The sequence below is a fragment of the Pseudomonas sp. Je.1.5.c genome (assembly GCF_051129895.1).
Taxonomy (GTDB): domain Bacteria; phylum Pseudomonadota; class Gammaproteobacteria; order Pseudomonadales; family Pseudomonadaceae; genus Aquipseudomonas; species Aquipseudomonas urmiensis.
The window spans coordinates 36,503-48,818 of sequence record NZ_JBCPSP010000021.1 but is presented as its reverse complement, the minus strand read 5'-3'; the positions used below and the strand labels follow the sequence as shown (position 1 = coordinate 48,818).

The following is a 12,316-nucleotide window of genomic DNA, read 5'->3' as shown; positions in this document are numbered from 1 at the left end:
TCCCGAGCAAACCGGAATGGCTACCCATGTTGAGCGCCCTGAAGCTCGTTAACAGCAGCGGAAAGCACACAGTCTGGATTTGAGCTCAATTCGTCGCGAGGAAGAGCGCCTCCAAGATAGCTGTTGGAGCTCCCAAACCAGAGAGCCAACACCCAACCTTCCTTGGTAGTACCCAATACAGTGAGTACATCCTTCAAGCCTATAAGCAGCTCACCATTGGGGGAAAATGCGTAGCCCGGATACAGGATCTGGCCATCCTGCTCGATCGAAAAAATACGATTCTCATTCTTCCATTCTTCTAGGACTGATGGGGGGAACGTTGACTGGCTGGAAAAACGCATGGCTAGCTGTTCAGGCGTCAGAAAACCTCCCGTGTCTAGGATTCTGGCCTTGCCCTTAGCGAGGATTTCGCTTTTCCTATCTCGCCTACTTAACGGCATGGCTATCTCTTGGAGAATGATGTCTAGAGCCAGGCATGGTTCACCACAGATATGGAAACAGGAACTCGATCGAGTGTCGGGAGAGGCTTAGAGATACCGGCTTGCGACCGTCCAACGTGATCAAACCCTCTTTTGCCATTTGGCTCAGTAGGCTGCGTGTAGTGCGCTCGCCGACTCCCAACCGAGCCTGAATATCGGCGCGTTGCTGATCGCCTAGGTAGAGCAGCGTCTTGTAGACATCCCGGGCCTCAATACGCAATTCAGGTAATGCTTCACCTTTGCTGTCAGAAAGCGCGCGACGACTCCGCATCTCGAAATATACGTCTATCCGTTCGCTGAGTCTTTCCGGTTCGAGTAGTGTGTTGAAGTACTGCACCTGATCAAATGCCGTCTCGACGAAGAAAGTAGTCCAGCGCAACAGACCACTGTCCGAGAGTTCGCCACGACCATCCAGCTCGCCCTTGCGAGGGTGGTCAGCCGCGTTAAGCATCTCGTAATAGGCGGCGACGTTGCGGGCGAATCCGCGGCTCATTGACCATAGCCCGTATCCACCAAGGCCGGCGGCCTTGAGGTACTGGTCTGTGAATAGCCGGCCGGTCCGACCGTTGCCATCCATGAACGGGTGAATCCACATCAATCGGTGGTGTGAAGCTGCAGCGGCAAAGAAGCGTGAAAGGCCATGAATCCAGTCCAGACGGTACACGCGCTCAAAGTCATTGAGGTGTGAGTGCATCTGCTCGACGGTTGGTGGTATGTGCTGGCCAACGCGAACCCCAATCTCTCGGAATTCACCGGGAACCATACGGATGGTTTCGCCTCGATCGTTGAGCTGAATATCCAGCATTTCGTTGGGTACGCCGTTGTAGAATTCGCGGTGTAAACGAGAGATTGCACCTTTCGTACATACTTCAATCTTGTCGATCGGTTCATCGTTTAGCCGGCGCTGAGCTTCGATGTGGCGCTTAATCTCCTGTAAGTCTTTCGCGCCGTTGAGCTCCTGTAGGGAGTCCTCGGCGCGCAAAATGTCTGCCGGTACTGTTGAGTTTCCCTCGATTTTATTGCTGTAGTACGAATTAACTACCCGCAGGAGATTCATCATAGGCACGCGCAATGGGCCAGGAATCTTCGCGTGAAGAGCCGCATCGAGCCGCATGATTTGGACGACCTGGTCCTGCAGCTCCTCTGGGGCTTTGTCTTGACGAATGAACGGTGTAAATGCCATTTGCCGGTTGGCTCCCTCGTCTATAGCCCTTTTTAAAAGGGGTTTTAGAAGATTTCTCAATTAATTTTGCCGGTTCGATTGCCGTAATCGTACCATCTCGAGCTCAAGCCAGCGCTAATGGCAGATGACCGGTGATGGACACAGGATGAGATGTAGCTGCTACTGGTACCGGCTGCTCATGAGTCATAGGTCAGCCTGTCGCAGCGCAGGCAGCAACGAGCGAAGTGAGTACAAATTTCGCGTGGGTGCCGAGAGATAAATTTACGTAAATTCCTGCTACCCATGCTTGAGTGAGTAATCAGTCGATTTGCGGTGGCTCTGAAGGAGCTAGATTAGGAGTCAAGCGCAAGGGCCTCTGTGATGAGCTCGATGTGTATGTGGCTGAGAGCCAGGAGACAAATCCTACGATATTCGCGCATTAATCTATTGCCGCATAAAGCGGATGGAGACGTCCCATGGGCCGGGGAGCGAGGGTATGAGGATGGCAGCTAGATCTAACGTTAAACCCCTAGATTTTGAGCTTGTCAGACTGGTTTCTGGTAGGTGCTGGAGCCTATCGCACCAGATGTTCATGAGTAGGCGTGCCGAGGTCTTGCTCTATGCGGAACAGGTACTGGGCAACCGCCGCCTTTCTGAGAGATGGTTCATAGAGAAGGCCATAGGGCTTGGTCGTTGTTCCCCATGCAGCCTTCTAGAGGAGCCGCGAGGATATGAGCTGGTGATGGAGCATTTGTATCGTATAGAACACGGCGTCTACTGCTGAATGAATAAGCGATGATTTATCTCTTAGGTTGATGTCGCTGGAAAATCACGTGTGATCCATAGGATACGGAAATTGGTGATAAAATACGTTATCAACAATTATTAGAGGGACGTGATCGATGACTTCAAGGGAACCGTTCCAGGTTCGCGATAGCTGGGTCATTGTCGATTCCATGGTGGAGACCTACGCAGAAATTGCGGAAGAGGCTTTCGGCTGTTTTTTATACGAGAAGGGTAATCCGATACCTAAGCCACAATGGCCTAGCGATTCGACTGCCTACGACCAACAGGAAGCCAGGAAAAATGTGGCCGGGCTCAAAACCATCGTGTTTTCTGCGATGGCCCTCGAAGCGGCGGCCTACGAATTTGCGCTCATTCAGCTGGGCGAAACTCTGGCGAAAACGCTGGATAAGCTGGATGTGGTTGGCAAATGGCTCGTCATCCCGCGACTGGTGTGTGGTCGAGCCCTTCGCGAAGATGGTCCGGCCATTAATGGGCTTAAAGGACTGGTAGCGGCACGTAACGCGCTTGTTCATCACAAAACCACAGAATGGGACCGTGCTGGGAAGGCTGAAAAAGCCATGAGGCAGCGGTGGGTATCCTTCGAAGCAGATCAGGTGCCTAATGCATTCAAAACGCTGATTTTGCTCTCGTTGGAATTGAACGCCGTTCTGGAGACCGATGGGCCGCTTCCTCCTTTTGAGAAAGGTTGGATTCACGCCAACTCACGCAATCCGTTTGTAGAGCAGGTTGTGCATCGGTGCCGCGAGGTTCATCGGAATAACTGGGGAGGGGTTTGACGTGACGAGACTTGTCACCCGGCAAGCCCGCCGTTTAACCGCCGCGGAATTCCAGCATCTGGCTGAAGTGCCGGCGGCGGTCGAGTGGTTCGCCAACATCGATAATCCTCGTACGCGTCGTGCCTACCAGGGTGATCTTGCAGACTTCTGCCGCTTCGTTGGCTTAGCCGAAGCTGATGAGTTCCGCGTCGTCACCAGGGCGCATGTCTTAGCCTGGCGTGCTCAGCTCGAGCAGCGTGGACTGGCCGGAGCGACCATCCGTCGCAAGCTAGCCGCGCTGGCCAGCCTTTTCGATCACCTGCTGGAGTGCAATGCTGTCGCCGGTGGCAATCCAGTGCATGGGGTCAAGCGGCCCAGGATTGAAACGAATGAAGGGAAGACACCGGCTCTGGGGGACCACCAGGCGAAAGCGCTGCTGGATGCGCCATCGGCGGACTCGCTCAAGGGGCTACGCGATAGGGCCATTCTCGCTGTTCTGCTGTATCACGGCCTGCGTCGTGAGGAATGTGCGCAGCTGCAGCTGAGCGATCTGCAGGAGCGGAGAGGTATCAAGCACCTGCGGATTTTGGGCAAAGGTGGAAAGCTGCGTTTCTTGCCGCTGCATCCTGTGGCCGCCGAGCGAATCCATGCTTATTTAGAAAAGTCCGGTCATCACTTGCTCGAGCCCCAGGGGCCGCTGTTTGTACCGTTGCGGGGACGCTCAACCGGCACCGGCATTACAGCCAATGGCATCTACACCTTGGTAGGAAAATATGCGAAATGCGCCGGGATCGAGGTCGCGGGTTTGGGTGTGCATGGTCTGCGTGCGACCGCGGCCACAAATGCCCTGGAGCATGAAGCCGACATTGCTAAGGTCCAGGCTTGGCTGGGCCATGCCAATATCAGTACTACCCGGATCTACGACCGCCGTCAGCAGCGGCCAGAAGACTCCCCAACCTTCAAAGTGCGCTACTAGGTGTACCCATAAGCAAGAAAATCGAGGCCGACCCCATATCGTGAAGCCCCTCTTCCCACACCCTACACCCTGCAGCACGGCGAGGACACTGAGCACGCCGAGTACATTCAGCACGCCGAGCACCGAAAACCAAAAATAAAATTATGAAATTCAGTAGGTTGTAAGCATTTTATGAGCGATATCGCGCAATTCGATTGTCTGAGCTAGGCTCATATCATGCATTTGAGTAGCTTGTATCGTTCATTCATGTGCTTGGAGATGCGTGATATTAGCGCTCAATGACGGTTTGCCATCATCAGCCGATGTCGGGAAACTGAGCCCAACAGAAATCGAATGAGGGCTGCAAAATGGCCAACGCAAAACAGTCAGCTAAACGCCGCTTAACCATGGCGGAGCGTGCCCAGCAATTAATGCAGGTGCACTTCCCCGACATGCCTGAATCGTGGAAATGGACGCGCAAAACCCACGATGGTTTTAGCACGATTCCCCGGACGTTGCCGATTGCCATGCAAGTCATCGATGCTGATTCGAAAGGACAGCCTGCCGGCCACGTGCTGTTTTGTCTATGGGCGCGTATGCCCGATCATCCGGTCATCACCATTGAGAATCCCAGCACATTTGCTGCTGAAGCGGGCTTTCTCGGAGAGCGGGCTGTGGATACCTGGCGCCGGCGGATGAAAAAGCTACGAGAGCTGCAGTTCATTACTACCAAGCCAGGCGCGTCAGGTGAATTCCACTACGTGATGCTCACCAACCCAAACGTAGCGGTCGAATGGATGCGCAGCCACGGCAAGGTTCAGGATGGGTTGTATAGCCGCTTCATCGAGCGGCTTCCCGAGATCGGTGCCTTTGGCGATGTTGAGGCAGCACGCACCTATTGGGCGGCACTCAAGGAAGCAGAGAAGGTAGCAGCGGCGGCCGCTGCTGCAGCTTCCACACAAGCGTCGAACACATCCATACCAGCTCCACCGCCGCCAGCGCCATCCACCAAGCCCAAACGTACGGGGAGGTCTAAGGCTAGTGCTTAGGAGAGTCATGGGCATCGAATGCTAATCCACCCACGTCGATGCCCTCAAAATGAAAGCTCCGGACCGGTTGGGGGTCGAGTCTTGACTGGCTGGGGCCGTGGTGGTGCAAGGCTAAGGTAGAGACCTGCAAGGGGAGGCCGTATGCGGATCGCCAGGAGAAGAGTCATGGGCATCGAGTGCTAATCCACCCACCTCGATGCCCTCAAAATAAAAGTCCCGGACCGGCTGAGGGTCGAGTCTTGACTAGTTGGGGCTGTGGTGGTGCAAGGCTAAGGTGATTACCTGCAAGGGGAGGCCGTATGCGGATCGCCAGGAGAAGAGTCATGGGCATCGAGTGCTAATCCACCACCTCGATGCCCTCAAAATGAAAGCCCCGGACCGGCTGAGGGTCGAGTCTTGACCGGCTGGGGCCGTGGTGGTGTAAGGCTAAGGCGAAGACCTGATTAGAGGAGGCCGTATGCGGATCGCCAGGAGAAGAGTCATGGGCATCGAGTGCTGATCCACCCACCTCGGTGCCCTCAGAATGAAAAGCCCTGGACCAGCTGAGGGTCGAGTCTTGACTGGTCAGGGCTATGGTGGTGCAAGGCCGGGGTGCTAGACCTCGCGAGGAGTCTAGCACCCCTTCATCTTTTTACAGCAAAGGATCGACGTTCAGAGTCGTACGCAGTGCTCCAGAGTAATGCTTGGCGCATTTTCCGTGGCCTGGTGTTCCTAGGATGTCCAGTCAGCGATCGGAGGTGAGCCTGACCGCGATAGAACAGCGAACCGTCGTTCATTGATGTCTCAGCTTGCTGATGAATTTACTTGTTTGGATCAAACTGCTGCCATGAGCCAGGCATGCCTGTGCCGAGTCCGCAATTCAGGCACTCCAAACCTTTCTCATCAACCGAGCGGTTGAAGGCAAATGTCTTTCCTTTGAGGTCCGTAAGCAGAAGCTTTTCACCTTTTCTTTCTGCTACCCAGGTTTGTTCGCTTAGGATCAGTTTGCGAAAGGGGTCGACCTTAACCACTGTGGCTTTATTGCCCTTCACGTCGATCGCTACCAGTGGCCCAATTACGCCTTCCATAGCTCGATAGCTACCCTCAAAAGCATTGCCGCAACCGCTTAGCCCTACACAGAGGCCGAAGAGGCAACCTAGTTTTCCTAACATCACGCTATCTCCAGGGACATGATCTCGCCGCTCATTCTCTGTGGTCAGGTTGCGTGGCAGAAGCTCGCTCAGCCCTCGTCAACTGAATTCATGAGCTGGACATTTAATTGCTCAAGCCCGAGGCCGGTAAGGAAGGCTGCCAGCTTGTCGAGGCTCTTGAATGTGCGCTGGCCACCGCGCTGCAGGCGCAACGACGTCAATTCGGAGCCCAATTGGATACGTAGCGACCACCCTTCGCTGGTACGAAGGGCTGAAATACCTCGAACAAGCCCAGCAGCTAGGTATCGGCGAAGGTCAGCTTCAAAAATTAAGGACATAGGTCACACATCAGAATTGGAGCAGGGGGCAGCCCGTAGGTCTTCCCCCTGTCACCAGCAGCAGAGTTTTTTGGATTTTACCCTTCTACTACTCTGAAGCGCTGCGAGATTGATGATATCGTTTTACCTGAAATCGTCAACAGATAAGTATTGATCAATCAATAATTTCTTTTTGATAGAGCGCGCTGAAACCCCGCAGGAAGATCCGCGACGCTCTCACCTATGCGACTTACATTAGCCATTCCTCCACAATCGCCTTTCGTACAATGGAGCTGCCCTTCCAGCCCCCATAAGCCTTGGGAGAGAGTCGTCTGGTTTCCGTCATCGAATTCGACGGTAATGCTCAGCAAGCTGGACGAATACGTAAAAGGGTAAGAATTTAGGATTCCAAACTTCATGGGATCGTAGGAGTACAGCCTCCCTTGCCCCGAGCTGTCTAACCTAAGCACTTTGTAGCCAGAGCTCACGGTGCTGCTACCGATGTAGTAACCGCTCACATCTGTAGAAGCGAGTTCCAGCACCTTTCCCCAAGGCGTTAACACAAGGGCACAGCCCATCAATACCCAAAAAATTTTCTGACGTTGCTGCAAGGTCAGCTCCTACCAATTAGTACCAAGACAAAAGAAAGGCGACTGTGAGCCCCAAAAACACCCACCAGAACTCATCTCTGAGCCCTTTTTGCTGCCTGCGTTGCGCGTAGATAGCGAGCAGTGTCATCAGCATCAGGAGGGCCAGGTAAAGCTTGTGAGGAGTGAACAACGGGATGTAAGGGGACAGCGCTTCCGCTAGGGGATGCGAAAGGACGATAGAAAAAAGCCATGCCACGACAGCTCGGGAAGAGGTCATTTCATGCTCTCCCAACGTAGGACACCGTCGCTGCGGGTAGCTTATTGATCAAACTTTGCAGCTGTACCTCGTGGATTTCAGCGGCCCGGTCATCGAAGCCGTTTCGCCGATTCAGCTCTGCCGTCACTAGGTACAAGGTCAAAGTGTCCAGTGATGGCGTCTCAAAAAGCCGAATTTCGATTGGAACGAATTCATCCCTTTCATAAGCACCGATCCCGGTCAGCTGCGGAGACAGGAAATACTCGTCCCCACGTATGACCCACACCAATCCCGGCCACGGGGCGAGACCGTCGAACAGATACCTCAGGTCGATGGGGTTATCCCAGGTTTCGCAGCAGGTAGCGGTGAGGTAGTAATCGAATGTAAAGCTCATGGAGGATGCTCTCATACTGGGCGAGCCTGCATCGAATCACGGGGTTTTGTGTGCCAGAACCTCTTTCCCCGAAATGATGTGGCGGTTCTCATGACGGTCTGTCCGAGGGACTGAGGAGCGAACGACGCTTTTCAGCGCGATCGGCCCGAGTCGTGCGATTCTTCTGCTGATCTTCTGATCGACCGGCAGTAGTTGGCCGAGCCAGTCGTTGACCAACTGACTCACGACTCTGGCGAGAAGCCGCCGGCGTGTTGGTTGGCTTACTAGTTGGGGAGCCGCCGGCTGAAGATCCAGGTGATCCTCCAGAGCTCTGTATTTTTTGAATTTTGGCCCGGAGTAGCTCTTGCTTTAAACCAGTGGTCTTGAGTGCAGCCATTTTTGCCAATCCACCTGTTACTGAGCCAACAACAGACGCAGCTATGCTTCCTAGCTGAGTGAAGCTGCTAGCACCGTCGGTCTTTGGCAGCGTTTGAACCCTAAGAATCGCTCCCGCTGCCCAGGTTGCCACCAAGATCACGAAACCTGCACCTCCTGCTAATACTCCTCTCATGCCATCGATATCCAGAGGCGTACCGGAACTGCTAATAGCGGTTGCGGCTTGTAGGAAACTTATTTTGGCCAACTGGCTAGCTACTATATATAGAATGCCCTCGGCGAATAGAAGCGATAAGTAAGTAAATACCAGCAGTCTTATCCAGTAGAGTAGTATCTCTATACCAAAAACACACGCTAATAGAGCCACTAGAGGAAATATATGAATAAGTGCGGCCTGGCCCATCGCTGTTAGATAGACAAACCACGGAAGCTTTGCAGCTAGATCCACTGTCGCGAGGACACCTTTAGTTTCATTGAGTGCACCTACTGCCTCTGAGGAGTTCTCAAGGACTTTTCCTGCAAATTTTGAGCTCTCAGAGCCTGGATAAATTGAGCTTAGGCTTTTATTGACAATGTTCGACCAAGCTCGGACGCCAGCTACAATCGATGGTTCGGCGTTGGGAGCTAAATTAGAAGGGCGGATACGCTCTCCCACTGCCCGATATCCCTCTTCAGCACCTGCTTGCGCCGCTTGATAAGCTTCATAGCAGTTCTCTGGAACGAAATATCGATTTGTTACATTCGGTGGCTCTGATAACAATGCTGGGTCAGCTAGTGATCCATTTTCTACCTTCCAAGGGTTAAGGTAGCCAGTAGGTTCATCAACACCTCCTGATAATCGCGATTTCCATCCTGCTTCGCTAGGTAATAAATACCTATTTCCGGTAACCCACTTGTCTTTATTAAATTTTTGAAGCGCGGCTTTGCCAGCCTCTCTACGATCGCCCGCTTTATATGTATCAATTAGCGCCATTGCTTGTCGTATTTGAGGGAACCATGAAAAATTCAGACCAGCTAGCTTGTCGGCAGTGGAACTGCTGAATATTGAGACTTGAGAATCTGGAACCCCAAGTGCACCGCCGCCTCGTAAACCGACAGCTTGCCATGTCGTATCAGGGACTTGAGCTGAGTCATTAGGGCCTGGTTCGCAGTTTTGCTTATAGTCCTTCATGAGCTTCGCTAAATCGCTTCCCATAAACGGGCTGATTTCGCGCTCTGTAAGATCGGCGATCATCAGTGCAGATTGTCCATTATCTTTTGTTCGATAAACTTGAACGAGCTTCTCATAGGTTGGGAGAACAATTTCTAGCGCGAATGATTGGCCTTTTGTCATCTCTATGCTAGCGCGGCCAGGAAAGGTCACGGTCTGCTTTTGCAATGCAATAAACACGAAGAGCGACGTGATGAAAACCCCTACTGGTATGCTGGTAGGCTTACCGCGGACCAAATTCCAAAGGATCCAGGTTAACGAAAGATAAGGTACCGAGCGCGCGAGCTGGCGGACACTCTCTGCCAGTTCCGCATGTTTTGCGCCCATTGATAGAAGCGAAGAAATCATCGCATCTAAGCCGCTTTGGAATAGCCATCCAAAATTGCCGACATCCCCCATAAGTCAAACCTCGGTAGTGGAATGGTCTTTTTTAGGTATAACCGTAACTATTGCAGTCACGCCGGCAATGAAAAACACTCCTGCCCACGCTAGGCCGTGCTCCGCATAAGCGTAGTTTTCTAGGACAGTGAACCCTACAACCAAAATGACCAGTGTCGCCAGTCTCGTTCTACTAATCTCAGAATTGAACACCTTCACTCAAGCTTCCTTAGGTTGTAAACGAATCAAGCTCCACTTTGCAGCAAAGGAAATAAACCGCAAGCCAAAACACCCCATCGGATTTCACCGACCTTTGCCAGCTAGCTCACCGCTCGATATCCGTTCAGCTTAGGCTGAACGTGCAGCGCTCTACGCGCTGCAGCGTGCGAAGCACGCGGCTCTGTCAGGGTGATTCGCTTCGCTCAACACTCCAGACAGAGCCGCGTTCCGCGGTCAAGTGCAAAATCGAAGTGACAATCCATAAACGGTGTTGACCCTCATGTCTCAAGCTAGCAATATCGAACTGCACCCCGAGCTTGCCACGCAAACTCAGCTCACAGAGAGGCCGCTATTTCGTGCTTCTTCTAATGGATTGCATTTCAATTCTAAGTGAGTGGTGCGGGGCGACGCGGCAGCTATTGCTGCCCCTTGCCTCGCCTACCAGACATTGATGTCGCTAATGCGTCTGATGCTGTCTGGTAAACCTTGATCTGACTGGCCAAGGATTCAAGGTGTTCCACCGGCTAGGCGCTGAACCTGCTTCGATTCAGCGCTTGAGGATCTACTGTCTAACTCTGACATGAAAATTGAGTTGTACCAGGCGCGTAAACCTGGCAAAGGATTTTCCTTTCGAACTCTGTCGGTTAGACAGCGAAGCAACAGTGAGAGTGCGTAAGCGCATCGGCACGGTGGTATATCCATCTGATGCCTGATAAGTCCGACACTGAAAAACAGGGGCTAGGTATCCATTGGATATCGGAACCACGGCTGAGAATTTTGAGCGCCCCTTTTGGGTTGCAGCTGAAATTCAATGGCTTAAAGTGGTTGCTGTAACTTACAGCAAGGCACTTCATCTATGCGTAGTAAAATTGCAAGCTATAGCGCAGAAATTCTTTCGTTGCGCATTCAGCGCTATACCCTATCAATGATTCAGCTCTGGCTTATGGAGAAATACCAGGTAAGAGCCTCCATGGCCACTATTGCCAGGTCTTATAAGCGTTCTCTTGCAGCAAACCTTGAGCACTCAAGATCCGTCTCGGGAAGTGATTACGCCCGCCATAAGAAGGAAGTGTCCTTGAGGTTGCAGTGTCGGTCATATTCACGCAATTTGGACCGATATAAGGGGCTAATCCAGTACTACTATTTCGAGTCCAAACTGAAGCCGAGAGAAATACTAGTCGAGTTGAAGTCGCAGGGAGTTGAAACCTCCCTTAGCTCGGTTTACAGAATTATCAAGGTGATTCGTGAGCAAGAAAGTCAAGCCAAACTCTACCAAGGCGCAGAGAACATTTGCAAAAGGAGCCAGTCAAGCAAAGGGACTAAGCAAAGCGATGTTCAACTCCGGGCGTATCTCCGGGCTGGGAACTTCCCTAAGCTATGAGAGTAGCTTGAAGCTTGCAGCCGACTGGTTTCGTATCACGGGTAGGGGGGCACTTCATCAATTAACTCCAAGAGCTGCAAAGGCGTATCTTTATGAACGTGCGAAAGCTGTAGGGCAGAAAACATTGGATCGTGATCGCCAAGCCCTCCAGGCAGTTTTGAGGCAGAATGGTACGTTCAGCGATAAGCAACGATTGGCGGTCATTAAGGCGGAAAAGCAGCAGCAATTGAAAAGCCGTAATTATACGGCTGAACAAGTGGGGCGTATTCTCGCACACCAGTCTGATCGTAATGCGTTTAGCACCGAGCTTGTAGCCGCAGCAGGGTTGAGAGCCCATGAACTATTGACTATTAGGTTGGCCATTGAGCGCCCTATGGATGATCGGCCAGCGGCTCAAGAAAAATTTAGAGAGGGGATTCGGTACACGGTGATCGGCAAGGGCGGGCTTATTAGGGAGGTCAGTGTGCCTGAGCATCTTGCGAAGCGTTTAGAAAGCCTGCGGCTTCAAGTGCCGGTCGATCGTAAGGACCGGAAAATACACTACAAGTCTTACTATGATCTTGCAGGTGGACAGAGCTGGTCGCAATCGTTCTCCTGTGCAAGTCAGGCAGCGCTGGGGTTTAGCAATGGTGCCCATGGGTTACGGCACACTTACGCGCAGGAGCGTCACCGGGAGGTTCAAGCCCTGGTTGGAAACTCCAACATTGCGCGAGTTGTCGTTTCCCAAGAGCTAGGCCATTTCCGGCCTGAAATTACTGATACTTACCTACGTTGACCAAGCTGGCGTGGAGCAGCTTTCAGCACCTAGTCATGTAGCCTGTGGATAACTGCAACGGGGTTCACCCGACGAAAGAGAAAG

The 12,316-nt window shown here is 52.5% G+C and carries 11 protein-coding genes; 5 read left to right on the top strand and 6 right to left on the bottom strand.

Annotated features, from left to right (window positions below):
* Nucleotides 1–20 precede the first annotated feature (20 nt).
* Nucleotides 21–341, bottom strand: coding sequence for a hypothetical protein (locus tag AAZU54_RS16195; RefSeq protein WP_434727390.1), 321 nt, complete (start codon nt 339–341; stop codon nt 21–23).
* A gap of 139 nt (nt 342–480) precedes the next feature.
* The gene (locus tag AAZU54_RS16190) at nt 481–1,662 is read right to left on the bottom strand and encodes a Fic family protein (protein ID WP_434727389.1); all 1,182 of its coding nucleotides are present in this window, start codon (nt 1,660–1,662) and stop codon (nt 481–483) included.
* A 442-nt stretch (nt 1,663–2,104) separates the two neighbouring features.
* Here AAZU54_RS16190 and AAZU54_RS16185 point away from each other — a divergent pair, with 442 nt between their 5' ends.
* The 4 genes from AAZU54_RS16185 (at nt 2,105) to AAZU54_RS16170 (ending at nt 5,207) form a co-directional block, all read left to right on the top strand.
* A complete protein-coding gene (locus AAZU54_RS16185; protein WP_434727388.1) occupies nt 2,105–2,425 on the top strand; it encodes an antitoxin Xre/MbcA/ParS toxin-binding domain-containing protein in 321 nt (106 codons plus the stop codon).
* A 118-nt stretch (nt 2,426–2,543) separates the two neighbouring features.
* A complete protein-coding gene (locus AAZU54_RS16180) occupies nt 2,544–3,224 on the top strand; it encodes a hypothetical protein (RefSeq protein ID WP_434727387.1) in 681 nt (226 codons plus the stop codon).
* Between the two features lies 1 nt (nt 3,225).
* Nucleotides 3,226–4,179, top strand: a complete 954-nt coding sequence (locus AAZU54_RS16175; protein ID WP_204919058.1) for a tyrosine-type recombinase/integrase — start codon at nt 3,226–3,228, stop codon at nt 4,177–4,179.
* A gap of 347 nt (nt 4,180–4,526) precedes the next feature.
* Entirely contained in the window at nt 4,527–5,207 is a 681-nt protein-coding gene (locus AAZU54_RS16170) for a hypothetical protein (protein WP_434727386.1), read from the top strand.
* 800 nt (nt 5,208–6,007) lie between these two features.
* On the opposite strand, the gene AAZU54_RS16165 is transcribed toward AAZU54_RS16170, so the two are convergent.
* From AAZU54_RS16165 to AAZU54_RS16150, 4 genes are all read right to left on the bottom strand, one after another.
* Nucleotides 6,008–6,358 carry a hypothetical protein gene (locus tag AAZU54_RS16165; protein WP_204919052.1) on the bottom strand — a complete coding sequence of 117 codons (351 nt, stop codon included), beginning with the start codon at nt 6,356–6,358 and terminating at the stop codon, nt 6,008–6,010.
* A 923-nt stretch (nt 6,359–7,281) separates the two neighbouring features.
* The gene (locus tag AAZU54_RS16160; RefSeq protein ID WP_434727385.1) at nt 7,282–7,521 is read right to left on the bottom strand and encodes a hypothetical protein; all 240 of its coding nucleotides are present in this window, start codon (nt 7,519–7,521) and stop codon (nt 7,282–7,284) included.
* 1 nt (nt 7,522) lies between these two features.
* Nucleotides 7,523–7,894 carry a hypothetical protein gene (locus AAZU54_RS16155; RefSeq protein ID WP_434727384.1) on the bottom strand — a complete coding sequence of 124 codons (372 nt, stop codon included), beginning with the start codon at nt 7,892–7,894 and terminating at the stop codon, nt 7,523–7,525.
* 88 nt (nt 7,895–7,982) lie between these two features.
* The gene (locus tag AAZU54_RS16150) at nt 7,983–9,878 is read right to left on the bottom strand and encodes a hypothetical protein (protein WP_434727383.1); all 1,896 of its coding nucleotides are present in this window, start codon (nt 9,876–9,878) and stop codon (nt 7,983–7,985) included.
* Between the two features lie 1,442 nt (nt 9,879–11,320).
* Here AAZU54_RS16150 and AAZU54_RS16145 point away from each other — a divergent pair.
* Nucleotides 11,321–12,232, top strand: a complete 912-nt coding sequence (locus AAZU54_RS16145) for a site-specific integrase (protein WP_434727382.1) — start codon at nt 11,321–11,323, stop codon at nt 12,230–12,232.
* The last annotated feature ends 84 nt before the right edge of the window (nt 12,233–12,316 follow it).